At 68.1% G+C, this 24528-nt stretch carries 24 protein-coding genes; 17 read left to right on the forward strand and 7 right to left on the reverse strand.

Annotated elements, in window-relative coordinates:
• The first annotated feature begins 45 nt into the window (after window positions 1-45).
• Window positions 46-390, forward strand: coding sequence for a cupin domain-containing protein (locus FXO18_RS03580; RefSeq protein ID WP_149359670.1), 345 nt, complete (start codon window positions 46-48; stop codon window positions 388-390).
• A 174-nt stretch (window positions 391-564) separates the two neighbouring features.
• On the opposite strand, the gene FXO18_RS03585 is transcribed toward FXO18_RS03580, so the two are convergent.
• Window positions 565-1029 carry a DoxX family protein gene (locus tag FXO18_RS03585; RefSeq protein ID WP_149359671.1) on the reverse strand — a complete coding sequence of 155 codons (465 nt, stop codon included), beginning with the start codon at window positions 1027-1029 and terminating at the stop codon, window positions 565-567.
• Between the two features lie 281 nt (window positions 1030-1310).
• Between FXO18_RS03585 and FXO18_RS03590 the strand changes: the two genes are divergently transcribed.
• Both FXO18_RS03590 and FXO18_RS03595 read left to right on the forward strand, forming a co-directional pair.
• The gene (locus FXO18_RS03590) at window positions 1311-2519 is read left to right on the forward strand and encodes a lipase family protein (RefSeq protein ID WP_149359672.1); all 1209 of its coding nucleotides are present in this window, start codon (window positions 1311-1313) and stop codon (window positions 2517-2519) included.
• A gap of 269 nt (window positions 2520-2788) precedes the next feature.
• A complete protein-coding gene (locus FXO18_RS03595) occupies window positions 2789-4396 on the forward strand; it encodes a hypothetical protein (protein WP_149359673.1) in 1608 nt (535 codons plus the stop codon).
• 101 nt (window positions 4397-4497) lie between these two features.
• On the opposite strand, the gene FXO18_RS15835 is transcribed toward FXO18_RS03595, so the two are convergent.
• Window positions 4498-4635, reverse strand: a complete 138-nt coding sequence (locus FXO18_RS15835; protein WP_187774160.1) for a hypothetical protein — start codon at window positions 4633-4635, stop codon at window positions 4498-4500.
• 253 nt (window positions 4636-4888) lie between these two features.
• On the opposite strand from FXO18_RS15835, the gene FXO18_RS03600 reads away from it, so the two are divergent.
• The 3 genes from FXO18_RS03600 to FXO18_RS03610 all read left to right on the forward strand — a co-directional run bounded on the left by FXO18_RS03600 (window position 4889) and on the right by FXO18_RS03610 (window position 8398).
• A complete protein-coding gene (locus tag FXO18_RS03600; protein WP_149359674.1) occupies window positions 4889-5332 on the forward strand; it encodes a Fur family transcriptional regulator in 444 nt (147 codons plus the stop codon).
• A gap of 18 nt (window positions 5333-5350) precedes the next feature.
• Window positions 5351-7582 (forward strand): catalase/peroxidase HPI, encoded by a 2232-nt coding sequence (katG, locus tag FXO18_RS03605; protein ID WP_149359675.1) that lies wholly within the window; start codon window positions 5351-5353, stop codon window positions 7580-7582.
• Window positions 7583-7780: 198 nt separating this feature from the next.
• Window positions 7781-8398 (forward strand): class I SAM-dependent methyltransferase, encoded by a 618-nt coding sequence (locus tag FXO18_RS03610; protein ID WP_149359676.1) that lies wholly within the window; start codon window positions 7781-7783, stop codon window positions 8396-8398.
• A gap of 139 nt (window positions 8399-8537) precedes the next feature.
• Here the strand turns inward: FXO18_RS03610 and FXO18_RS03615 are convergent, their stop codons facing one another.
• Window positions 8538-9095 (reverse strand): MOSC domain-containing protein, encoded by a 558-nt coding sequence (locus FXO18_RS03615; protein WP_149359677.1) that lies wholly within the window; start codon window positions 9093-9095, stop codon window positions 8538-8540.
• Window positions 9096-9226: 131 nt separating this feature from the next.
• Here FXO18_RS03615 and cysQ point away from each other — a divergent pair, with 131 nt between their 5' ends.
• The 4 genes from cysQ to FXO18_RS03635 all read left to right on the forward strand — a co-directional run bounded on the left by cysQ (window position 9227) and on the right by FXO18_RS03635 (window position 12414).
• Window positions 9227-10081, forward strand: coding sequence for a 3'(2'),5'-bisphosphate nucleotidase CysQ (gene cysQ, locus FXO18_RS03620; protein WP_149359678.1), 855 nt, complete (start codon window positions 9227-9229; stop codon window positions 10079-10081).
• Between the two features lie 103 nt (window positions 10082-10184).
• Entirely contained in the window at window positions 10185-11384 is a 1200-nt protein-coding gene (locus tag FXO18_RS03625) for an alpha/beta hydrolase family protein (RefSeq protein WP_149359679.1), read from the forward strand.
• A 183-nt stretch (window positions 11385-11567) separates the two neighbouring features.
• Window positions 11568-11756 (forward strand): hypothetical protein, encoded by a 189-nt coding sequence (locus FXO18_RS03630; protein ID WP_149359680.1) that lies wholly within the window; start codon window positions 11568-11570, stop codon window positions 11754-11756.
• A gap of 118 nt (window positions 11757-11874) precedes the next feature.
• Window positions 11875-12414 (forward strand): RNA polymerase sigma factor, encoded by a 540-nt coding sequence (locus FXO18_RS03635; protein ID WP_328593326.1) that lies wholly within the window; start codon window positions 11875-11877, stop codon window positions 12412-12414.
• Between the two features lie 71 nt (window positions 12415-12485).
• Here FXO18_RS03635 and FXO18_RS03640 read toward each other — a convergent pair whose 3' ends face one another.
• Window positions 12486-13538 (reverse strand): hypothetical protein, encoded by a 1053-nt coding sequence (locus FXO18_RS03640; protein WP_149359681.1) that lies wholly within the window; start codon window positions 13536-13538, stop codon window positions 12486-12488.
• A 225-nt stretch (window positions 13539-13763) separates the two neighbouring features.
• On the opposite strand from FXO18_RS03640, the gene FXO18_RS03645 reads away from it, so the two are divergent.
• Entirely contained in the window at window positions 13764-14165 is a 402-nt protein-coding gene (locus FXO18_RS03645) for a DoxX family protein (RefSeq protein ID WP_149359682.1), read from the forward strand.
• Between the two features lie 638 nt (window positions 14166-14803).
• Window positions 14804-15358: a C40 family peptidase gene (locus FXO18_RS03650; RefSeq protein ID WP_149359683.1), complete on the forward strand. Its 555-nt coding sequence runs from the start codon at window positions 14804-14806 to the stop codon at window positions 15356-15358.
• A gap of 100 nt (window positions 15359-15458) precedes the next feature.
• Here the strand turns inward: FXO18_RS03650 and FXO18_RS03655 are convergent, their stop codons facing one another.
• The gene (locus FXO18_RS03655) at window positions 15459-16643 is read right to left on the reverse strand and encodes a hypothetical protein (RefSeq protein WP_149359684.1); all 1185 of its coding nucleotides are present in this window, start codon (window positions 16641-16643) and stop codon (window positions 15459-15461) included.
• 230 nt (window positions 16644-16873) lie between these two features.
• Between FXO18_RS03655 and FXO18_RS03660 the strand changes: the two genes are divergently transcribed.
• A complete protein-coding gene (locus tag FXO18_RS03660) occupies window positions 16874-17932 on the forward strand; it encodes a beta-ketoacyl-ACP synthase III (protein ID WP_187774161.1) in 1059 nt (352 codons plus the stop codon).
• 92 nt (window positions 17933-18024) lie between these two features.
• Here the strand turns inward: FXO18_RS03660 and FXO18_RS03665 are convergent, their stop codons facing one another.
• Window positions 18025-19227, reverse strand: a complete 1203-nt coding sequence (locus FXO18_RS03665; RefSeq protein WP_223114482.1) for a PrsW family intramembrane metalloprotease — start codon at window positions 19225-19227, stop codon at window positions 18025-18027.
• Between the two features lie 80 nt (window positions 19228-19307).
• Between FXO18_RS03665 and FXO18_RS03670 the strand changes: the two genes are divergently transcribed.
• Window positions 19308-19799 (forward strand): M15 family metallopeptidase, encoded by a 492-nt coding sequence (locus FXO18_RS03670; protein ID WP_149359685.1) that lies wholly within the window; start codon window positions 19308-19310, stop codon window positions 19797-19799.
• Window positions 19800-19876: 77 nt separating this feature from the next.
• A complete protein-coding gene (locus FXO18_RS03675) occupies window positions 19877-20185 on the forward strand; it encodes a hypothetical protein (RefSeq protein ID WP_149359686.1) in 309 nt (102 codons plus the stop codon).
• Between the two features lie 16 nt (window positions 20186-20201).
• On the opposite strand, the gene FXO18_RS03680 is transcribed toward FXO18_RS03675, so the two are convergent.
• Entirely contained in the window at window positions 20202-20927 is a 726-nt protein-coding gene (locus FXO18_RS03680) for a cupin domain-containing protein (protein WP_149359687.1), read from the reverse strand.
• 143 nt (window positions 20928-21070) lie between these two features.
• On the opposite strand from FXO18_RS03680, the gene FXO18_RS03685 reads away from it, so the two are divergent.
• A complete protein-coding gene (locus FXO18_RS03685; protein WP_149359688.1) occupies window positions 21071-22996 on the forward strand; it encodes a cellulose biosynthesis cyclic di-GMP-binding regulatory protein BcsB in 1926 nt (641 codons plus the stop codon).
• A gap of 9 nt (window positions 22997-23005) precedes the next feature.
• Entirely contained in the window at window positions 23006-24517 is a 1512-nt protein-coding gene (locus FXO18_RS03690) for a hypothetical protein (RefSeq protein WP_149359689.1), read from the forward strand.
• Window positions 24518-24528 lie beyond the last annotated feature (11 nt).

The following is a 24528-nucleotide window of genomic DNA, read 5'->3' on the forward strand; positions in this document are numbered from 1 at the left end:
GGCGTAGGTTCGCACCAGAGCCAGCAGGCAACCCCGAGGACTGTCATGACAAACCTGAGGGAACTCGCCGAGTCCCACCTCGCCGCAGCGCGAACGGACAAGCATGGCCGCAGCGCCGAGCTCGTCGCCAATGACGGACCACTCCGGCAGACGGTGATCGCGCTCCGGGAAGGCATGGAGCTCGCCGAGCACAATTCCCCGCCCGCAGCGAGCATCCAGGTTCTCACCGGACGAGTCCGCGTCGAGGCTGAGGGCGAGCCGCCGCGCGACCTCAGCGCAGGGGAACTGGGAATCCTCACTCATGAACGCCATTCGGTGCTCGCCTGTGCCGACAGCGCTTTCCTGCTCACCACGGTCACGAACCAGCAAGGCCAAGGCTCCCACACCTGACGCCACGGCCAACGGGGCCCATCCGGCGGCGGGCCACTCCGGCTAGCTGGGCCCATCCGGCGCAAAAGCACCGGAAACCCTCAAACGCGATAGAAGCAGAGCTGCCGTATCGGCAGTTTCTATCGCGTTTGCAGCCGAACGGCCAATCGATCCGACCCCGCGCACCTACCGCCTCTAGGCCCGGCGCCGACGCAGCACAGCTGGCCGGTCCGCCCACGCACGCGTGCACCACAAGGCCCACACCACGAGCACGGGCTGGAACAACAAGCGAACGCCCCGCGCCAGGTCGCTCTCCAGGCCGAACGCATCCGTGCCCGTCACGAACTGCGAGATGTTGCCCGGGAAGATCGCCACGAAGAACGCCGCGACCACCCAGCCGACAAGCACCCGCCAGCGGCCCTGCCGCGCCAGCAGCAATGCCAGCCCCAGCGCGACCTCTACCACGCCCGAAGCAATGACCACCAGGTCCGCATCGGCAGGCACCCACCCGGGCACCTGCGCAAGGAACTCCGCTCGCGCCCACGTCAGATGCGACAGGCCCGCGAACAGCAGGAACAAGCCCAGCACCCAGCGACCAATCGTTCGAGCCCAGCCACCCACGCGCGCACCGGCGCCAACCCGCCCCGTGTCATCAGCCATGGATGCGAGCGTACGCGCGGCAGCGACCGGGCGAGCCGGACTGCCAGAGGCGCCGCACCACCATCTGCCCGTCCACCTGCCCGCCGCAGACGCAGCCCCAGTCCCATGCGTGCACATCCGCACCACTGACATACGTCCGACCCATTTGTGGCCAGTTTGGCCAAATCGATAGCAATTCGGCATAAAGTTCGATCTGCGTGACCCACATCACAGGTGGCCCCGCCTCCCCACCAAACCGGGCACGGCAGCGATCAAACGGACCGAGAAGCAGGAACCCACGCATGCGAAACCCCGCTCGCCACACGCTGGCCGCGATCACCCTCGCGCTGCTCGCACTGCTCGGCGCCTCCCCTGCCCTCATGGCGGCACCGCTCTACCCGCCCGCCGATCCCGACCCGTTCTACGCCGCCCCCGCAGAGCTGGCCCAGGCCGCGCCGGGCGATGTGCTGAAGATCCGACCGCGACCCATCCCGCCCGGCTTCGCCGGCGTCGAGACCTGGCAGATCCAGTTCCGCTCCACCGACTCCGCGGGCGCACCGATCGCAGCGACCACCATGCTGTTCCTGCCACTCAACCGCACCGCCAACGGACCGCTCCTGTCCTTCCAGCACATCATCAACGCGCTAGGCCTGCAGTGCACGCCATCGCGGGCGCTCTACACCAACGACCCGCTCGACGTCATCCGGGAGGCCCCCGCCCTCAACGCCGCCTTCCAGCAGGGCTGGAGCGTCGCCGTCCCCGATCACCTCGGCCCGAAGAGCGCCTACGGCGCCGCGAGGCTCGGCGGCACCATCACGCTCGACGGCATCCGCGCCGTCCAGCGCGCGACCCAATTCCAGCTCACCGAAAGCCCCATCACCATGGCCGGGTACTCCGGGGGCGGAATGGCCACCGCCTTCGCTGCCGCGCTCGCCCCCGCCTACGCCCCCGAGCTGAACATCATCGGGGCCGCAGCGGGCGGAGTACCCATGGACCTGCGCGACCTTGCCAACGCCCTCGGCGACGACCCGCACCCCGCGTTCGGGCTCGCGTTCGCCGCGGCCCTCGGCCTCGAGCGCGAGTACCCCGAGCGATTCCCCGTCTCCACCCAGCTCACCGACAGCGGACGCGCGTTGCAGCGCCAGCTCAACGACGGCTGCACCAACGACATCCTCGGCGTCGGCATCAACCGCGGCATCCGCGACATCGCCGTCGCACCCGAGCTCGTCGACTCCCCCGAAGCGACCGCGGTCATCGAGGAGAACAGCGTCAGCTCCTACCCCGGCGTCCCCACCACACCCATGTTCATCTGGCACAGCAGCACCGACCTGCTCGTCCCCATCGATGCCGTCGACCGCACCGTCGCCCGCTACTGCGCCGCCGGATCAACCGTCGCGCTGCACCGCGTCAACAGCCCCGACCACCTCACCGCCGCCCTAGAAGGCCTCCCCGCAGCCGTGGCATACCTCCAGGCCCGCTACCGCGGCGAACCAGCACCGTCGACGTGCTAGCGCGGGGGCGTTGAGGTGTCGGTCAAACAGATGATTTTCGTTGCGAGGCACGGCCCCGCCTTCGGCTCGACGCTAGATTGGTGTTGGTCACGAGATTGAACTCGACCGCGGCCTCGACCGGCGGGATCCGATGAACTGGGGGGCCGTTGTCTCAGCACAATCAACGCCGAAATGGGTATCGAGTCGGCGCGGTAGCGCTCGTTGCGGTCATGTCGGCGGGGGGTTGTGGCGGGGCGCCCGCACCACAGCCAGACCCGGTAGCCGAGTCAGTGTCGCAAGCTTCACCTTCGCCGACGGCAGAGCCGGAGATCAGTGCCCGCGCGCGCATTGCCGCGGATGGCGCTACGGTCGGCGGAGAGTTCGGCGGGGTTGTTGTCACGGCCAAGGCTCCTGCTGGTGTCGCGGCCAGCGGGACCGAACTTGCTATTACGCCGGCGAGCAAGCGCCTGCCGCTACCGGCACAGGTAGCGGCGGCCCCTGGCGTGGAGATCAGACTGGGCGATGGCCTGCAACCCCGGCAACCGATCAAGCTTGAGTTCGATCTAGCGGGCGCCCCGGACCTCGTGGCGCAGCTCAGCGAACCGAGGCGCCCACTCATTGCAGTGGACGATGCCAATGGCGAATCCGATTTGCTGCTGGCCTCCTGGGATCCGGACGCTCAGGTAGTAACGGCGACAACTCCGCATCTGAGCAAGTTCACGCTCTTGGTGACGGATCCAGCGAGCGCGCTGCGGGAAGGAATCGCGCGCGTCATAGCGGGAAACGATTCAGCAGAGCCTGAGTGCGCGTCGGGCGACAGCGCGATGGTCGGCGAGACGGAAGTGACGTTGACTCCTGCGCAGCCCGGCATCGTCCCGGCCTGCATCAATGCTTCATCTGATGCGGTAGCCATATCCTTCGATTCGGAATCCGAGCACTACTACTCCGTGACCTCCGAGCCGGAGGGCTCCTTCACGCCCCTAAGGCCCGACAGCAGCACCGATCTGATCGCAGTCGCCATACAGGGCGCGCGAGGGAATGCAACACTCCCACCCAAGGGAATGGGCAGGCTCGACCTCCCTGCTTCCACGGTATCGGGAGCCATCTACCTCACGATCGATCCAGTGGCGCTGCAGTTCGGCACCCTTCTCGCAGCGATGGGGATGTACGGATTGGACGGTTCTGCCACCTTTGACGCTTTCCAGGATCTTTCCGCATCGTATGACTGCGCGGGAACGGCGATCGATTCTGCCTCCGAGCCGGACAAGGAGTCGCTGGACGAGTTCGTGGGTGGGCTCGGTGATGTCGCGAGCTGCGTCGCTGCCGCAGCAGGCAAGGTCGTCGATGCCGAAGGAAAGGTGGCCGCGCACAAGATCGGCGTCGTCGCATCGTTGCTGACCACTCTGCCCGATCAGCTCAAGGCGAGCCTGACAGGGGTGTTCTCGCCGTTTACTGGGATCAGGCGGCTCGTCTACACGCTCGAGCCGAAAGTCGCGGAGCAGGCGGCCCCCGAATCCACTCGTGCTGAACCTGCTGCGGAACCCGACGCCAGCCCGAGCAGGGTCATCGACCGGATCGACATCGACACCTGGGGCTACGACCGGGTCGGCGAGCACACCTACATCGCGGCCAACAACAACACCAAGAAGATCGTCATCTACTGGAAGTCCTTCGCCGGCGACGAGCAGATCCGCGGCGAGTGCACCTCGAGCGTCACCCTGGTCGGCGCGGGAAGGACGCTGGAGGAGCACGAGTCCCGATGCGATTCCTATAACCCAGGCACGACTCTGCGTGTCAAGGCGCCGGGGACGTATACCGCGACGGTGACAGTGCGCCAGGAGGGTCAGTCCGCTCTGTCACGGCAGGTGATCGTGACGGTTCTTCCGTTTGGTTCCTAGTGTCGCCGCCGCGCGCGGCAGGCCACCCGGGGCCTGCGCTGCGCGACATCGCATGTGTGTTGCGCTCCTGGCCGAGACATGCTGGCGTTGCAGCAGCCGCTTCAGAAACTAGACAGGTACGCGATGATCTCCCCCAGCTGAATTCCCGCCCACAGCATGGCAATGCCCCCTCCGATCAGGATCGCCACTTGCTCGCTACTGTGTCGGCTGTTGAAGAACTTGAGCGTCGAGTCCAGCATTGCAGTCCTCTTCGATGTTCGTGGTCCGCGATTTTCTGCTGCGGTTGCACAGGGCCAGGTGCAGCCGTCCTGTCACGACCGGGGCGGTTCAACGTACGCACACGATGCCAGATTTCACTCGCGTGGCGCAGCACTCCTGGCGCTCGGGGGCACCCCCGCTCCTCGACGTGCTAGCGCGCCCCTTGCCCCCCCTCCCCGAAACCCCTCCGCCCAAATACTTGATTGATTCCAGAAAGTGGTCCACACTTGGGGTGTGAGCACGCGACCGGATTTCGAGCGTCTGTTGCGCGGGGCAGCCCTCCGCGTGACGGCGCCGCGCCTGGCGGTGCTGACGGCGGTGCATGACCATCCGCACTCGGATACCGATTCCATCATCACCGTGGTTCGCCGGAATCACGGTGCCGTGTCGCACCAGGCCGTGTACGACGTGCTGCGGGCCCTGACTTCTGCTGGGTTGCTGCGGCGCATCCAGCCGACAGGATCCGTGGCGCGGTACGAGACGCGGGTGGGCGATAACCATCATCACGTGGTGTGCCGCAGCTGCGGCGTCATCGCTGATGTTGATTGCGCCACGGGTTCGGCACCGTGCATGACCGCGTCGGATGATCATGGTTTCGAGATCGATGAGACCGAGGTCATCTTCTGGGGCTTGTGCCCCGCCTGCCTGGCTTCAGCCCAATCCGAGCCACAACCCTGAACACTGGAAGGACCAGCCGTGCCTGATAGCCCGCATGACGGTTTCGAAGAGATCAACGATCCCCAGGAGGGGCAGTGCCCTTTCGGGGCCAGCAATCCCAAGCACCCCACGGCGGGCGGCGGGAACCGTGACTGGTGGCCGAACCAGCTGAACCTGAAGATCCTCCGCAAGAACACCTCGGTGTCGAACCCGATGGGCGAGGATTTCGACTACGCCGCGGAGTTCAAGACGCTCGATCTCGCGGCGGTGAAGAAGGACATCGCCTCGGTGCTGACCAACTCGCAGGAGTGGTGGCCCGCGGATTTCGGCAACTATGGCCCGTTGATGATCCGCATGGCGTGGCACAGCGCGGGCACCTACCGCATCAGTGACGGTCGCGGTGGCGCCGGTGGTGGCCAGCAGCGCTTCGCTCCCCTCAACAGCTGGCCCGATAACGGCAACCTCGACAAGGCCCGCCGCCTGTTGTGGCCGGTGAAGCAGAAGTATGGCCGCAAGATCTCGTGGGCGGACCTGATGGTGCTCACGGGCAACGTGGCGCTCGAGACGATGGGCCTCGATACGTTCGGCTTCGCGGGTGGCCGCGTGGACGAGTGGGAGCCCGACGAGGATGTGTACTGGGGTCCCGAGTCCGAGTGGCTCGATGACAAGCGGTACTCCGGCGAGCGTGACCTGGAGAACCCGCTCGCGGCCGTGCAGATGGGCCTGATCTATGTGAACCCGGAGGGCCCCAACGGCAACCCTGATCCGCTGGCCGCCGCGGTCGATATCCGCGAGACCTTCGCCCGCATGGCGATGAACGATGAGGAGACCGTCGCGCTCATCGCTGGCGGTCATACGTTCGGCAAGACGCACGGCGCCGGGGATCCTGATCTGGTGGGACCGGAACCCGAGGGTGCCCCCATCGACGAGATGGGCCTGGGCTGGCGCAACGCGTTCGGCTCCGGCAAGGGCAACGACACGATCACCAGTGGCCTCGAGGGCATCTGGACGAACACCCCCACCACCTGGGACAACAGCTTCTTCGACATCCTCTTCGGGTACGAGTGGGAGAAGTTCAAGAGCCCGGCCGGGGCGTGGCAGTGGAAGCCGAAGGACGGCGCGGGCGCGAACACGGTGCCGGATCCGCATGATCCGTCGGCCAAGCGCGAGCCAGTCATGCTGACCACGGACCTGTCGCTGCGCTTCGACCCGGTATACGCACCGATCTCGAAGCGGTTCCATGAGAACCCCGCCGAGTTCGCCGATGCGTTCGCGCGCGCCTGGTTCAAGCTCACCCACCGCGACATGGGCCCCAAGGCCCGCTACCTCGGCCCCGAGGTTCCCGCCGAGGACCTGATCTGGCAGGATCCGCTGCCGCCGGTGACGCACAAGCTGATCGACGCGAAGGACATCGCGGCGCTGAAGAAGCAGATCCTCGGCTCCGATCTCACCATTCCCGAGCTTGTCTCCACCGCTTGGGCGTCGGCGTCGACGTTCCGTGGCAGCGACAAGCGGGGCGGAGCCAACGGTGCCCGCATCCGCCTCGAGCCGCAGCGCGACTGGGAGGTCAACGAGCCCGAGAAGCTCGCGAAGGTCCTCAGCACGCTCGAGGGGATCCAGCAGGACTTCAACAACGCCCAGAAGCGGGGCAAGGAAGTCTCGCTGGCCGATCTGATCGTTCTCGGTGGATGCGCCGCGGTGGAGAAGGCGGCAAGGGATGCCGGCCACGACGTCGAGGTGCCCTTCACTCCGGGCCGCGCCGATGCGACAGCCGAGCAGACCGATGCGGATTCGTTCGCGCCGCTCGAGCCGACCGCCGATGGATTCCGCAACTACCTGCGCGATGGCCACCGGCTGCCCGCCGAGTACCTGCTGCTGGATCGGGCGAACCTGCTGACCCTCAGCGCTCCGGAGATGACCGTGCTGGTCGGTGGCCTGCGCGTGCTCGGAGCGAACCACCAGCAGTCACCGCTCGGCGTGCTCACCAGCACCCCGGAGAAGCTGACGAACGACTTCTTCGCGAACCTGCTCGATCTGGGCATCGAGTGGAAGCCCACCAGCGAGGACTCGACCACGTTCAACGGCATCGACCGCGCCACGGGCACCACCAAGTGGACCGGCAGCAGGGCGGATCTCGTGTTCGGCTCCAACTCGGAGCTCCGTGCCGTCGCCGAGGTGTATGCCAGCGATGACGCCCGCGACAAGTTCGTCCGCGACTTCGTTGCCGCGTGGGACAAGGTCATGAACCTCGACCGGTACGAGCTCGCCTGATCCGAGTCGCACCCCTGAACAGGGTCGCACCAGGGTCGGCCGCGCATTGCGGTCGGCCCTGGTCGGCTTCCGCCGCAAGTCCCGCGTAGCGACTCCCGCGAGTGTGCGAAGAACGACAGCATTGGTGCATGGCGCTGTCGTTTTCTGCACACCCGCGATCGACCGATGCGGCGCCCGTCATCCCAGTACCCTGGCCTCATGGGCTTCTACGACGACAAGATCCTGCCTCGCATCATCAACGTCGCATGCGGCACCAAGCTGACCGAGCCGCAGCGCGAACGCGCCTGCGCCGGGCTCACTGGCGACGTCGTGGAGATCGGTTTCGGCTCCGGCCTGAACATCCCGTTCTACCCACCGTCGGTGTCCCGCGTGCTGGCCATCGAGCCCGCCGATGCTGCCTGGCGCATCGCCCGCAAGCGCGTCGAGCAATCCAGCGTCCCCGTCGAGCGGCACGGCCTCGACGGGCAATCGCTCCCCCTCGATGACGCGAGCTGCGACAGCGCTCTCTCCACCTGGACGCTCTGCACCATCCCCGACGTCACCGCCGCCCTCCACGAGGTGCGCCGCGTCCTCAAGCCAGGTGGAACCTTCCACTTCGTCGAGCATGGACTCGCCCCCGACACCAACGTGCAGGCGTGGCAGCATCGGCTCAATCCCCTCCAGCAGAAGCTCTTCGGCGGCTGCAACCTCGATCGGCCCATTGCCCGGCTCGTCGAGGACGCCGGATTCACCATCACCAGCATCGACACGTTCTACGAGAAGGGCACGCCCAAGTTCCTCGGGGCGCTGTCGCTCGGTGTCGCCACCCGGGTGTAGTGGCGGGGCCTGTCCGTAGTGGCGAGGCCCGGGCCGCAAACGCGATAGAAGTCGTCAAATGCGATAGATCGTCACCCGGGATCTCCGCGGTTTCTATCGCGTTTGCATCGGTTGGGGCCAGGGGCCTGACAGCCGCCCCTCAGCCGAGCGGTTGCGCCCGCATCACCGGCACCGCTGCCCGCGCCGCGTCGAGGGGCACATCGCAGGACAAGGTCGCCTCGCCGAGCCCGAGCACGCCATCGGAAAGAACCCCCGCACGGATCCCGCCACGCCCCACGAGCGCCTTGCGCATGCCGGGCGCGATCACGATGTCCATCCAGGCGCACGGGTGCGCTGGGCGCCCGCCGCGGAAACCGACGCTGCCCTGCTCTGTCGTGATCGTGAAGTCCTCGCCGCGCAATCGATCCAGCTCCACACCGTGGACGACGATGTTGCGCCGGGCCAGCTCGGGAGGAGCGCTGCTGCCCGCCTCGACGCACGCCGCATCCCAGGCCTCGGCCGCGAGGAACGTGACGGCGGCCTCGGTGTGAGCGCGGATGTTGAAGAAGCGATCCCCGCGGATGCCTTTGCCCGCGACGCATTCGATCTGCGCGGGCAGCTCGGTGGGAACCTCGGCGGGCCCGTCCTTGGGACGCCCGAAGTAGGCGTGCGCGGGCGAGACGAGGAACTGCACGATCCGGATCGGATAGTCAGGCATGGCTGCTCCTCGCGATGCCGGGACACATGCTGTCGAGGATCCCACCGGGCTGCGCGGCCGGGCAAGTCCCGAGGGAACCGTCCTGCCCTGGTGCTAGCGTGGCGATGCCCGCTCGATACTGGAGGAAAAGCATGGTCCACGCCGCCGATACTGATCCGGGCGCCCTCGTCGCCGGGGTCCTGGAGCTCGCGCGCGAGGCCGGGAACCGGATCCTCGACATCTACCGTGCTGGCTTCGATGTGGACCTCAAGGCTGATGGATCACCCCTCACCGCCGCTGATCTCGCCTCGCACCACTGCTTGGTCGACGGCCTGCGCGCGCTCGGCGCCGGGATGCCCGTGCTCTCCGAGGAGGATGGGTTGCCGCCGTTCGCGGTGCGGCAGCGATGGTCGCGGTACTGGTTGATCGACCCGCTGGATGGCACGAAGGAGTTCGTGCAGCGCAATGGCGACTTCACGGTCAATGTCGCCCTCATCGACAGTGGCGTGCCTGTCCTCGGGGTGGTGCACGCGCCCGTCCGCGGCACCTCGTGGTTCGCCGCTGCAGGCTCGGGCGCCTGGAAGCAGCAGGGCCAGGAAGATCCCGTTCCCATCGCTACCGCCCCGATGAGCGGACGGCCCGACGAGGCCGCCATGCGAGTAGTGGCAAGCCGCAATCACCGTGGTGCCGCCGTCGATGCGTTGCTCGACCGCCTGCCTCACGCCACGAGCATCAGTGTCGGCAGCTCGCTCAAGCTCTGCATGGTCGCCGAGGGCGCCGCGGACCTCTATCCCCGGCTCGGGCCCACCTCCGAGTGGGATACCGCGGCCGGGCAGTGCGTCGCCGAGCAGGCAGGCGGCGCCGTCACCACTCTCGATATGGCTGCGTTGCGCTACAACACCAAGGACAGCGTCCTCAACCCGCATTTCGTTGTCGTCGGCGACATGAGCTTTGATTGGGCGCAGTACCTGCCGGATCCCGCTCCCGGCTCGAGCGTCGAGCCCTGATGCGTGCCCGGGTTCTGGATGCGCAGGCAACGCAAAGCCACGAGCCTTGATGGTGAAACACGTATGGCCACAAGCATTCCCGGTCCGCGGCTAGCGTCACCGGGTGCTGATTCCAAGATCCCTGCTGGCATTCGCGGCTCCTGCGGCCCTGCTGTGCATGACGCTGGTGGCGCCCGCAGTGGCTGTCGCTCATGAGCAGGGGCCGCCCGTGTGGTCGGGGCTGGACATGCGCGAGCATGCGGGACCGCTACCCGCCGTGCCTGGCGCTCTCGTGGCAGCCTCGGAGCTTGATGCCTCCCTGTGGCTGCCGGGGACCGGGGAAGCCTATCGCTACGCCTACACCACTCCGGACCAGCAGGGACGCATGGCATTGAGCACGGCGGCGGTACTCACGCCGCGCGGCACGCCCCCGCCTGGTGGCTGGAGCGTCATCGCGTTCGCTCATGGCACGGTGGGACTCGGTGATGATTGCACGCCTTCAGCCCTGACGTGGCACGACGACATCGCTGCGTACCTCGATGGCTGGCTGCGTTCCGGGTACGCGCTGGTCATCACCGACTACCAGGGCCTGGGCACCCCGGGCCTGCATTCGTACCTCAATGGCCGGGTGGAGGCAGCATCGGTGGTCCATGCGGTGGCGTCGGCGCACGAGCTCGATATCGATCTGGCACCGCAGTGGCTGGTGATGGGTCATTCGCAGGGCGGCCAGGCGGCACTGTTCACTGGCAACCAGGTGTCCGCGCTCGATCCGGGCAGCAAGATGGACTTCCGGGGGACTGTGGCTATAGCGCCCGGGGTGAAAGTGGAGGTTCTCGCGCTGGCGATGGATCCGTTCGTCGCTGTGCCATTGCCACAGGGACTGATGAGCTACGCGGTGATGCTCGCGACTGCGGTACGCGACACTTCACCCGAGGTGCCATTGAACGACCACCTCACCGAGCTTGGGCGGGCGTTGATCGATAGCGCGGAGACGGTGTGCGGATCGCAGTTGTGGTACGACGTCGAGGGCATGCGCCCGGGTGACCTGTTCACTACCCCGTGGCGTGACATCCCTGGCTTCATGGAAGCGGTGCGCTCGATGGCGGAGGTGCCGGTGCGGGGGTATGGCCATCCAGTACTGCTCGTCCAGGGCGGGCTGGACATCGATGTGCCCGCGCCGGTGGTCTTGGTGTTCGCGGCGGAGCTTGATGCCGCGGGCGAGCCCGTGGACCTCGAGGTGTATGCGGAGGCCGATCATCGGGATATCCTCGAGCATTCGCTGCCGGAGGTGCGAGGATTCGTCGAGCAGGTGCTGAGCGGGTAGGAGCCTCTAGCGCCGGGACTGCCTTCGCCACGTCACCCGCCGATGCCGCAAATCGGGCATGGCCGGTGGGAACTTTTCGCCGATCGGTTGCACCTCACGCGACGACAGCGGATCATTCGCACGCGATGCGGCGTCCGCCCGAGGGCCACGAGCCCGCCCCTCATGCACGGAAGGAACTCCCCCATGGTCCCTACTGCTGATCCTCTCGCCGCGTCCTTTGGGATCGAGGCAGGCCCGATCCCCGCCCTGACCGATGAGGCGTGGTCGAGGATGCTCCACCAAGCCACCACGGGCCCCCGCGCGCGGTCGCTCGATCACCTCGTGCCGGGCACCGGCGCTCGACCTGAAGCGGTTGCGGCCACCGATATGTGATGCACGACACTTCGTACGAGTGTGACATTTGGCAGTCACAGGGCGATATAGCTCATGCACCGGGGGGTGCATCTATTGCCGGGCAGGGGCCTGGAACTCACACAACCTGGGGGGGATTGTGACCGAGAAAGAACTGATCGATCGTGCGCGCTGCGGGGACGAGAGGGCATTCGCCGACCTCGTCACCCGGTACCGGAGCAGGTTGTGGTCCATCTGCTACCGCATCACCAACGATCGCCACGATGCCGAGGACGCGCTGCAGAACGCGCTGGCCGCGGCGTGGCAGAACCTGCACAAGTTCCGTGGCGACGCGACGTTCGGGACGTGGGCATACACGATCGCTGCGAACTCGTCGAAGATGATCGTTCGTTCCCGCCGCGAGCTCGCGATCGACCTCCACTCGCTGGATCTCGCCGACGATCGACCCGATCATGCCGAGCGCGCAGCCGACCGGGACGCCATCAACGCCGCCCTCGCGTTGCTCTCCGACGACTTCCGCGCGGTTCTGGTGCTCCGCGAGTACACCGCGATGCCCTATCACGAGCTCGCTGCTCACCTGGGCATTCCCGTGCAAACAGTGCGATCCCGGTTGAGCCGCGCGCGTGCCCAGCTGGCTCGGGCGCTCGCGGAGACCTACGACCTCGCCGGCGTCGCCTGAGAGGTTCCACTGGCTGCGGCAACGGCGGGCGCGAGCGGGATTCCTCCCCGCTCGCGCCCGCCCCGTGCTCGCTACGTGAGCGCGAGGAACCCCGTGGTCGTGCTGTAGTCATCGCCGTAGACCGTGATCTGCCACTGCGCCCCGGAGAGCTGGCTCGAGGGCACGGCGGCGCAGACATTGCTGATGACCGCACCGCCGCCCGCGAGCTCCTCCACGGCGTACATCGGCTCGGGAATGACACCGCACGCGCTGCCGTGGGCCATGCCGTAGCGCGATCCATTCGCGGTGATGATCGCGAAGTCCACCCTCCAGCCGAGCTCCCGCGCCTCCTCCGTGAGGTTGGTCGCCAGGATCTGCGTCATGACGAACTGGCTGCCCGCCGGCGGCGCGTTGTTGAACGGGTTCTCCTCGAGGACGATCCCCGTGGCATCCAGGCGGGTCTCCATGGCGATCAGCCACACGCCGTCGAGGGTGACGCTGCTTCCAGCCGGGCTGGCGCCTGCGGGGAGGCTTCCCACTGGATCCGATGCGTCCTGGAACTGGGCGGAGGCCCCTGGGCCGTCGGCGGGCTCCGGAGCAGAGCCTTCGGGTTGCGCCTCGGCGCGGGTGCTAGTGGCGAGCCCCCAGATGGAGAGGCCGAGCAGGATGGTGCCGACCATGCCGAGAACGGTCGCGATCACGCCCGCTCCCGCGCCGACGAGCGCCACGGGCTTGTTGGTCGCCGTTCCGCGCCGCGCGCTGGCGGCCCCGAGGGCGCCAAGGATCGCGGAGCTCGTTCCGAGCAGGATGATCAGGGCCACGGAGGAAGCCCTGAGCAGGATGATCGGTGGTCCCGCCACGAAGCTAGCGACGAACAGCAGGATGCCGAGCACCCCGAGCGTGATCGCTACGATGCCCATCCAGTTGCGCGAGGACGATCCGCGGGGTGGCGTTCCCTGCGCGGAGGGTGCCGGTCCAGCCGCCCACGCTGGATACGGCGCGGGATAGGGCTGCGCGGCATAGCGCGGCGGCAGGGGCGGCTGCGGGTCGGACCGTCCCGGTGCCGGATAGTGCGGGTGGCCCTCGGCGGCGCCCTGCATGAATGGCGACCGGAGGCCTGGATTGCCTGGCTTGCTGGTGGTCATTGCGTGGTTGCCTTCCTGGTGGGCGCGCGGCGCGAGGCTTTGCGCTTGGGCAGTCGAACTGCTGCGGGTACTGATCGAGACGTGGGATGCAGGTGCTCGGGGTTTGGTTCCCGCCCTGCGCAACGAAACATCCGGGCACACGACGGATGCGCGCCCCGAAGCCCCGGCGGGCCTCCCCGGCACCCTGGCCGGGCGCGGCGCAGCCTGATCGGGCATGCTGGCTGCATGAGCACTGAGCCCCGTTCCGCTGCCCCTTCTGCTCGAGGTCGTGCCGCGGCCCTGCGCCTCGCGGTGCTTCTCGGGGGCGCGGGCGTGGTCCATTTCGTGGCGCCGCAGTTCTTCGATCGGATCGTGCCGCGCTTCCTGCCGGGCGAGCCCCGCTGGTACACACAGGCGTCCGGGGTCGCGGAGCTTGGCATCGCGGGGATCCTGGCGGTGCCGCGCACGCAGCGCATCGGAGCGACCCTCGCTGCGTTGCTGTTCGTGGCGGTGTTTCCTGCAAACGTGCAGATGACGGTGGACTGGCTGCGGTCGAACCGGTTGTCGCCATGGATGAAGGCGGGCGCGGTGGCCCGGTTGCCATTGCAGGTTCCGCTGGTCACCGAGGCGTTGAAGGCGCGCGGGTAGACCCTGGCCGGGGGGCCTGTTAAGGCCCGGGAGCGATGACCCCGCCCGGTTGTGCGCGCTTCTGCACCCTGCGCGGCGCGGCGGCGGGTGCATTCGGTAACACAACTGCCGGTAGGTGCGGCGGGCGATGGGCGCTTGGGCCGCGGGATGAGCACTGGTCGTTACCGTCGGGGCGTGATCCTGGGGCTGCGGGACGGGGGTTTGCCGAACTGGGATTATCGTCACACCGTCCGAGATCCATTTTTCACCTTTGGCTCTATGCGCTGCGATTACTCGCTCTTGCAGAAATGTGTCGCCAGGCTGACGAGCGAGCGAGGCGGAACCGAGGGGTTGACAGGCCCGACCACTGCCCATCGCTAGTGAATATGCAGTTCATGGCAGCAAACCACCCATGCGACGTGCTAGCAGCCGCTTGCAGGAGCAAGCAGTGTGCCCAAGGCCACACTAGGCTGCACAAAAGCCCAGCTCTAGACGCCGCCGTTGCCATTTCGTAATCTTCTTGTGACCGAACGGAGCGGCGGTCCCCCGAGCACCACACGGGGCGGATCAGTCGCCGACCATCCCAAGACAACGGGTTCCGCGTCACTACCCGTTGCCCGTGCCTGGCCGCGGCAATCCAATCCAAGGAGATTCACCTCATGGCTTCCATCACCCTGAAGCGTTCCGCCCGCACCGCCATCGTCGCCGGGCTCCTCTCCGCCACGGCGGTCCTCCCCGCGATGCAGGCAGCGGCCGACACGATCACGGTGCCCGGCATTGGCGCCATCGAGGTCCCCGCCACCGCCGGACCCATCATCGACATCGCCGCCCCCGCAGGGAACATCACCGACATCGCCGCCCCCGCTGTCTCGCAGGGCCAGGCCGTAGCCGATGCCGCCCTGAGCAAGGTCGGCTCCCCCTACGTGTGGGGCGCATCGGGCCCCAACGCCTTCGACTGCTCCGGACTGGTTCACTGGGCCCACGCCCAGGTCGGCAAGGATGTCCCCCGCACCAGCCAGAGCCAGGCCGCCGGCGGCGCGCCCGTCAGCATCAACAACCTGCAGGCCGGCGACGTCGTCCTCATGTACGGCGGGGCCTCGCACGCCGGGATCTACATCGGCAATGGCCAGGTCGTCCACGCGCTGAACTCGTCCTCGCCGGTGAAGGTCGACAACCTCGCGGACTTCCCGTTCCACAGCGCGCGCCGCTACTGAGCAGCGCCGCCACGCGAATAGCCTGACGCGCAGGAGCCCGGACAATGATGTCCGGGCTCCTCGTCGTGCGCGGGCCCCAAGAGGGGGCCCCGTGCGGTGGCTACGACTCCTCCGGCTCCTGCTCCGCATCCCGGCGCCGCCAGCGCAGGAAGCCCCGCAAGCGCCCCGGCGAGGCCGTCACCAGCTCGGCAGTGTTGCGCACCGCATCCTGCGCCGCATCCACCGCCGCGTTGATCGCCGTGGTCACCACGGTGCCGGTGATGACGCTGCGCACCGCAAGCGTCGCCGCGGGGCGGGCGCTGGCCTGCACCACATCCACCACGGCCCGGGTGATCGCTGCATGCAGGAGCCGCTCCGCATCGTCGGCATTGCCACCCTCCCAGGTCACGATGTCGCGCGTTGCGCTCACCGCAGCCCCGGTCAGCGCCACCGGGGTGTTCACGATCACCTCGCCGAGCAGCGTGCGGATGATCTCGCCGCGCGCCTGCTCCGCTGCAGCCCGCACGATGGGGCCCACCACGCTCGCGGCCGCGCCGCGCGCCGCGAGCTGCACCGCCTTGATCACGAACTTCTGCGCCGTGCCCGACAAAGGATTGTTGAACGCCAGGTTCACCGCGCGCGCCACCACGGCATCGTCGGCATCGGTCGGGGTCAGGCTCGCGAGACTGCCCGCGCCCTGCAGGATGGTGGCGCGCACGATATCGACCGCGGTATCGACCGAGAGCTCGATGAGCATCGGGATCGCCACATCGACCGTCGCATCGAGGGCCGCATCGACCACCACGCTCAGCGCCGCGCTCGTCGTGTCGTTGACCAGGGCCGCGCCCAGTGTTTCCTTCGCCGCGGTCTCCAGCCGCCGCGTCACCGGAGAGGACGCGGCGAGGGATCCCACTGTGCCCACGGCCTTGCCGATGGGGGTCGCTGAGGCGAACAGAGCGACCTTCGTGCCTGCCCTGCCGACTGGGCTCGCGACCGTGAACGCTGACGCGCGCAGCGCTGGTGCCAGCACGGGGCTGTCGATGATCATCCCGGCGACTTCCTCGGCGACCTTGCCGACAGTCTCGCCGACCGCCACCGCTGCGGCGTTCTCGGCCGCCGTGCGGGTCCTGCCGAGCGCGCTGGTGACCGCGCTATTGATCGCTTCGCTGCCAGCCCCGAGCATGGATGTCGCCGCGACGAGTGGCTGCCTGCGCTCGCTGTCCGGGCTCTCCAGCGCCTGCCGGGCGGCCTCGGCCGCGAGCTGCTCCGGCGTTGCCTTGCGCCGCCACCGTTCCGACACGTTCACCCACGACCTCCGATGCGTGTTGCCGCCGTCACCGCATCATAGGCATGGCACGGTCCCCCGGTTGGCCCGAACGGCACTAGCCGCGCGGGACGCCGAGCACCGTGCAATCCACTGGAATCCCGCACTACGGGAGTGACGGAGGCTATAGGCCACGAACAAGTGTTGTGGATAGGCTGTTGCGGATAGGTTTAGTGCCATAAGCGTGGCATCACGGCAAAGGAGCCGAACAAGTGGTCAGCATTGCATCGAGGACCGGACACCAGAACGTGGCGATGCTCGGCATCGGCGCGTACCGACCCCAGAGGCTGGTGAGCAACGACGAGGTGTGCGAGGTCCTTGATTCCTCGGACGAGTGGATCTACGACCGCAGCGGCATCCGCAACCGCCGCTGGGTGAGCGGCGAGGAGGACGGCAAGTTCCTGTCGATCACCGCGGCGGAGCGGGCCATCGCCAACAGTGGCGTGGACAAGTCAGAGATCGGCGCGCTCATCCTCGCGACGAGCACCTGGCCCAACCAGGTGCCGCACGGTGCTCCCGAGGTCGCCTACGAGCTCGGCCTCAACGGCATCGCCGCGTTCGACCTCACCGCCGGATGCAGTGGCTTCGGCTATGGCCTCGCGATCGCCGCGGACCTGATCCGCTCGGGCACCTCCAAGTATGTCGTGGTCATCGGCATGGAGACCATGTCCAAGGGCCTCGACCTGACCGATCGCAGCACCGGCTTCATCTTCGGCGATGGCGCCGGGGCGGTCGTGGTGGGCCCCAGCGAGGAGAACGGCATCTCCCCCACCGTATGGGGCAGCGACGGCGAGAACTCGTCGGCGATCTCGCAGAACTATGCGCTCGACGAGTACATGGATCGCGCCAATGACTTGCAGGGCACCGATCCGGCCGTGGAGCCGGTCGGACGGATGACCATCAACATGGAGGGCCCGCGCGTGTTCCGCTGGGCCGCGATCACCCTGCCGAAGGCGCTGGCTCGCACCCTCGAGGAGTCCGGCATGTCCGCCGACGACATCGATGTGTTCATCCCGCACCAGGCCAACTCGCGCATCAACGACCTGATGAAGAAGAACCTCGGGCTGCGCGACGACGTTCCCGTGGCCAACGACATCGAGAACACGGGCAACACCTCGGCGGCGTCCATCCCGCTGGCCATCGAGGAGATGCTCGTCTCCGGCAAGGCCAAGGGCGGCCAGATCGCGCTGCTGCTCGGGTTCGGCGCGGGCCTGTCCTATGCCGGGCAGGTCGTCACGCTCCCACCAGCTCCGCAGACGCCGAGCTTCTAGGGCCCCCACCTGCACTACCAGCGGCCACCGATGCTTCGGTGGCCGCTGGTGTGTCACGGGCCCACCAGTGATGGCAGCGCGCCGTGGCGGGGTCAGCGGTAGTACGGGTTTCCGCGCGGGACGGCCCCGGCGGCGGTGCGCAGGGCGATGGGCTGGCTGATCACCCGGTGGCGGGCAGCACGCAGCCCATGGACGAGCTCGGGCTCGTAGCGTGCCCGGTAGGAACCGATGGCGCCGCGCTGGATGCGGTCGTAGAGGATCGCGAGCTCGGTGACCACGGCGTGGTACTCGCGGACAGCATCGGCAGCCTCGCGGCCGTGGCGCTGCCGCACGGTGGCGCGCCAGTCGCGGCGCCCGGTGAGGCACGCGAGGTGGGGCGTCTCGTCAGCCGTGATGAGGTTGGCCTCGACCATCGCGGGGAGCTGCTGGGCCACGACCCGCTGCAGGCGGCGGCGCTGCCAGATCACGAGCACGATGGTCGCGAGGAGCGCGGGCAGCATGATGAAGAGGTAGACGAGCATGAAGCCATAGCCGCCAAGGAGCAGGGTCGAGCCGTTCCAGAGGGAATGCAGCAGCATCGCGCCGAGCAGGCCGATGATGGGGGCGGTGTACTTGACCTCGCGGCGGGCGCTCTGCACGGCGAGCCCCAGACCGATGCCGAGCATGATGGTGAACAGCGGGTGCGCGAAGGGGCTGATCACGCAGCGCAGCACGAAGGTCACGACGCCGCCCTCGATCCCTTCGGTGCTGAGCGCTCCGGAGAGGTAGAAGATGTTCTCGGTGAAGGCGAACCCGAGCCCGACGAGCCCGGCATACACGATGCCGTCGACGATGCCGTCGATCTCGCGGCGGCGGAAGGTGAACAGCCACACCAGGAACAGGCCCTTGCAGATCTCCTCGGTGATCGGTGCGGTCACCGCGAGGCTGAACGCGTAGGCACCGAGATCACTGAGGATCGCCTCCCACGTGATGTTGAGGACGGTGCCGGAGACTAAGGCGATGAGCACGGCCATGCTCGTGCCCCACAGGAACGCGGCGAGCAGCATGCGGCCCGGCTCGGGCTCCCACCTATCGACCCAGAGGAACAGCGCGGCGAGCGGGATGACCGGCACGAGAGCGAGGATCGCTGAGCCCAGGCTGGCCGCGGCACCGGCTTGCAGCACGGTGAGCCCGAGGAGGAGCATCGCGACGATGGTCATGATGACCATGACGGCGATGGGCACCAGGGCCCGCCGGTTGTGCTCGACCGCCCACAGCAGGTGCGGCAGCTGCGCTGGCGCGTGTGGTGATGTCATCGGTCCCCCGTCGTGTCGCAGGCCATGCCGGGCCTCGGATCAGGCCTCTTGATGCTAGCGCTACGGCTAGGCTGGCCCGCATGCGACGATGGCAGGGATGGCGGACCGGTGTAGTGGCAGCGAGCGCGGGGCTGGTCGCGGTGGCGCTTCCCGCGATGGCGGTGGCACAGCCGCTCGGTACCGGCTCGGCCGCGGGAACCGAGGGTCTCGACCCGCTGCTGGCGCTCGCCTACACGGTGGCCGTGGCTGATGCCCGGGCCGAGGGCGTGGCCATCTCGGTCACTTCGGGCGCCCGGTCCGCGGCGCAGCAGCAGGCGCTGTGGGAGCAGGGCCTGGCGACCTATGGAAGCCCCGATGAGGCGCGGCGCTGGGTGCTGCCGCCCGACGAGTCCACGCATGTCACCGGCGACGCGGTCGATGTGGGGCCCCGCGATGGCGCGGCATGGTTGCAGCGCAACGGCTACCGCTATGGACTGTGCCAGTCCTTCATCAACGAGTGGTGGCACTTCGAGCTGGCCACGTTCCCGGGAACGCCATGCCCGCGCCCATTGCCGGATGCGAGCTGGCGCTAGGACCTCGACGGATGCCAAGCGCTTGCCGCGCTGGCACACTGGAGCATGTAAGCCTTAGTCGACGGAGAGGCAGCGCCATGACAGAGCGCGGCACGACCCAGTCCTCGGGCACCAATGCCCCGGCCCGCCCTTCGCACGGGATCATCGCGGGCAGGAACATCGCGTACCTCCTCATCGCGCTCGCGGTGATCGGTGTGGCGGGCACGCTCGCTGCCGCTGCCGGAGGCATGACCGGTGTCGCCGTCACGGTCGGTGTGATCGCTGCGGTGCTCCTCATCGTGGCGATCGTCCTGTGGCGGCGCGCGGCAGTGGTGCTGGGCGAGCAGCTGCCCGATACCAATGACCGCCAGCGCTCGTCGGAGGGCCGGGGCCCGCTCGGGGAGTAGCAGGCGCCCTTGCTGCTTACTCGAGGATGCGCAGGTCGCGGTAGTCGAACGCGGGGCTGACCACGCACGTGACGAGGGAATCCTCGCTCGCGCTGGTGCTCTGCCGCGCGCCTGCGGGCACGAGCACCTGTGGGCTCGCATCAGGATGGAGCCGGTGGCCAGCCCCGTCGATGGCTAGTTCGACCGCGCCGGGGCCGTGCCAGAGCCACAGCTCATCGGAAGCCACGATGTGCTCGCTCGTGGTGTGGCCAGCCGGGACGAGGAACAGGATCGCCGAGGCGAGATGCCGCTCGCCACGCTCGGTTCCAGCCTGGATCGGGCTCGTCCAGGTGCGCCGGAACCAGCCGCCCTCCGGGTGCGGGGCGAGGTCATGCTGCTCGGCCAGCGCGGGGCGCTGCTCGAATCCTCGATAGGTGCCGTCGAGGTCGCGCCGCGCATGCAGCACCCGTCGGGCCGATGCGACATCGAGCGGTCCGTAGATGTGGGGGAAGCGTTCCTCGTCACCTACCCCGGGCGGCGGCGCGGGATCAGCGGGCTCCCAGCGCACGGGTGGCTCGATCCGCTCGGGGTCGAGCTCGAGCGCTACCACGTCACCGGTCCAGCCGCGGTAGAAGGCATTGGCCACCGCCACGAGGGTCTCCACCGAGCCGGTGCAGTGGATGAATCCCTGCGCCTCCAGCGAAGGGGGCCGCAGCAGCGTGCCCTCGGTGGGGATGTCGGCGCGCTGGATCAGGTGGTACATCTGTCCAGTCAACGCGATCGAGCGCGGCGAGCGCTAGTGATCGGTAGGGCGAGCCTCTGCGCGCGCCAGCGGAGGAATGCGCGAATTGTGCCACGGGGGATTATCATCATGCTGTTGCGATCTCCTCCGAGGAAAGGGCTTCCATGCCCTCGCCAAGCACCGCCCTGCGCCGAAATCTGGCCACGAGCGCACTCGTGATGGCGCTAGCGGCTGGAAGTGCCCTCGCCACCGGCACGGCAACGGCTCGAGCGGACGCGCGGATCCCCGCGAGCGATCTTGGTTTCGGCGCCGCAGTCGATTTCCTGGGTGACCGTGACGTCGTCGTGCGGACCATCCCCGTGCCCGAAGGCTTGCGGCCGGAGTTCCTCGAGGCGCGAGCGACGATGCCACCGGACGCCTCGCGCGGCACTATCGATGTGGTTCACCAGGGCGCGGTGATCAGCCGGACCGAGCTGACCGCAGCGAGCCTCGCCGAGTCGCCGATCGTCAGGCTCCCGCTGGCGGGAACAGACATCTCTGCCGGCTCCACCACGGTGGACCTCGTTTCGACCACGGTGCCGGATCGGCGCGAGTGCTTCACCTACTGGGACAGGCCAACGATCTCCCTGCGGGATATCACGGTCGAGTTCTCGGGTGACGAGTCCCCGCCCGCCTCGATCGCTGGGTTTCTCCCGCCGCTGCTCGATCTCGCGGTCATCGCGATCCCGGCCGAGCCCACGCCGGTCGAGATCACCGCCGCCACCGAGCTTGCCGCGAGCCTCATGCACCGGTATCGCGCCGAAGCAACGCGCATCGAGGTCGAGCAGCTCGCGGGGCGCGGGCAGGATCCGGGACGGGACAGTGCCTTCCTCGCGCGGCGCTTCGTTATCGAGGAGGCTGCCGAGAGCACTATCGATCTCGCTACGGCGCCAGGCGGAATGCCGACGCTGCGCATGGCGGGCAGCGGGCCAGGTCTCGAGACGCAGGTCCGGGTGCTCACCAGTAGCCTCGCGGCGCTCGCGGCCGCGCCCTCGGTATCGATCGCGGGCGAGGCTTCCCGTCCACGGATCGCCCCCGAGTTCGCGACGTTCCAGGATCTTGGGCTGGGCTCGCCCCGCGCGACCGGGGTAGGCCGGGTGCGCCTGCCGCTGATACTGGACCAGACCCGGATCGGCTGGGCCGTAGACGACGCCACGTTGCGCCTCATCGGCACCTACACCCCGCTGTCCTCGGCCCAGGGCGGGCAGATGATCGTGGCTCTGGGCGACGAGGTCCTCGACCACTGGCCTATGGAGGCAAGCGGGGCATTCGACAGGACCATCGAGATCAGCGGCCCGCGCCTGCCCAGGTTCATGCCTCTGACCGTCTCCGCGGAGATCTCGGGCGCGAGCCTCGACTGCGGGCTGGAGCAACCGGTCACGGTCACGCTCGATCCAGACTCGGCGCTCACCGTCATCGGAGCCGATCCGCCCGAGCCCTGGTTCGAATCCCTGCCCCAGGCATTGCTGCCGAGCGCCCATGCCGGCCTCGGGCAGTTCGACTTCGCCCATGCCCGCCGACTGATCCGCATCGTTTCCGGTTTGCAGGCGCTCTCCGCCACGCCCCTGCACCTCCAGGTCGGCACGATCGACGACGCGCTGGGCTCGGAGGGACCGAAGATCCTGATCGGTGCGAGCGGCGTGGACCTCCCGCTGAGCAAGACCGGCGATGCGTACATCTTGGATGGAACTGCCGGCACCCAGGTAGAGCTCGCCCTGGATCCCTCGCAGCGCTACGGATCACTTCAGGTCGCCACGGTCGACGGCGATATCGCGCTCGCGACGGACGGCCTGGACGCCAGCGTGGATTCGATCCTCTCCTGGCTCGAGAGCGATCAGAGCAGGTGGTTCGAGCTGACCGGGAACGTGCTGGCCGCGTTCGGTGACGATGAGCCGCGATCGATCTCCGTGGGAATCACCGAGGACAGGGGCGAGGAAGGCGGCCTGCTCGACGGCAACGGCAGGATACTGGCGCTCGTCGGCATTGGGGCCCTAGCAGTCGGCGGCGTCGCTGCGCTCGGCCTCGCGCTTCGCCGGCGCTCCCGCCGATAGGCTGCGCGCATGGCCAGGGTTCCCCGTCCCTCGGTACGGTCCGCGGCGATCCCTGCAGCGGCCGTGATCGCGTTCTGGCCGACGTGGACCGGCATGTTCGTCGCTACCCAAAGCGGCGGGGATACCGGCTACTACCCCATTTTCGTCATCCTGGTCCTCCTCGCGGCCGTCGGCATCGCGAGGCGGCCCCGCCAGCGCCTACCGATCAGTGACCGCCAGGCGAACGCCATCGCTGGCTTCCTGGGGCTGGTGGTGGCGGGCCTGATCAAGCTGCTCGTGGTGCCCCGGTATGCCGAGCATCATGTGCTGCTCCAGCTCGACCTCCTCGCCGCGCTGATCCTGCTGCTATCCGCTACCGTGCTGCTCTTTGGCTTGCGCCAGCTCGGAACATACTGGCCGCTCTGGCTCGCGCTCATCGCCGGCGGCCCGCTGTCCTATCGATTGCTCTCCAGCCTGCTCGGCGGCGATGCGCGCGCCAATGGGACGGCCAGCATCCTTATCTGCGCCTCCGCGATCGCGCTTGGGCTAGGCCGGCATCGGCGCGAGTACTTGGCGATCTACGCTCTGGCCTGCGCGATCGGATTCGTTGCGCTGAGCCTGCTGATCACGCTGGCCCCTGGTTTCGGGCTCGTGCAGTTCCAGCGCCTTCCCGTGGTGATCGCCGCTGCCGCCACATGGCTTCTCATCCGGTGGCAGTGTCGCCATGCCGGTCCCCGCCCCCTCGAGAGGACGCCCCAGAGCGTTCCGGGCAGCACGGAATCATCGTGGCGCTCCGTCGCGGTGCTAGCGATCGCGGCCGGGCTGATCGCCACGATCCCGGTGCCCGAGACGAGTCGTGCCGAGGTCGCCGAGGGCCCGGGAAGCCCGCCGCGCATCACGCAGGTCGTCCCGGCCGGGTGGGTTGAGGACTCGCGCGAGGAATACACCTGGGTGCGCCGCTACTTCGGTCCCGAAGCGACCCTGGGCCGCCAGGTCCTGCGCGCAACCCCGGGCAATTCCGAGCTCGAGCTGCTTGACCCCGGCCCGGCGGGAACCGGTGCCGTCACGGCGCTGCTCGATCCCCAGCTGCCTAGCACGCCGCCCCCCGCGCGCCGCGTTGCCATCGATACCTTTACCCTGCCGAACCGGGTGCAGCTCGACATCTATCCGGTAGGCACGCTCTATGACCTCAGCGGTACTCGCCGCAGCACTCCGCAGCGTGTCGACCTCGGCGAGGGCGTGAGCGGACATCTTCAGTCCGTGATCGATGAGGAGCAATACCTGACGACTACCCGGCTGGACCTCGCGTGGCAGCGCGGTGATGTGGTGCAGCGAATCGTGCTCACCACGCTCGACAATCGGGAAGCCGGGGCGCGCTTCCCCGAGCCCGAGCCCTCCATGGCCTCGAACCTGGCCGTGCTGCTAGAGATCTTCTTCCGCGGCAACGCAGCACTGACGGACCTCCAGCCGCAGATCAAGGATGCCCAGCTCATGACAACCATTGCCCGACAGCTCGTCGCGGCACAATTCGCAGGCTACTGAGCAGCGAGGCC

The sequence above is a fragment of the Lolliginicoccus suaedae genome, assembly GCF_008312885.1.
Taxonomy (GTDB): Bacteria; Actinomycetota; Actinomycetes; order Mycobacteriales; family Mycobacteriaceae; genus Lolliginicoccus; species Lolliginicoccus suaedae.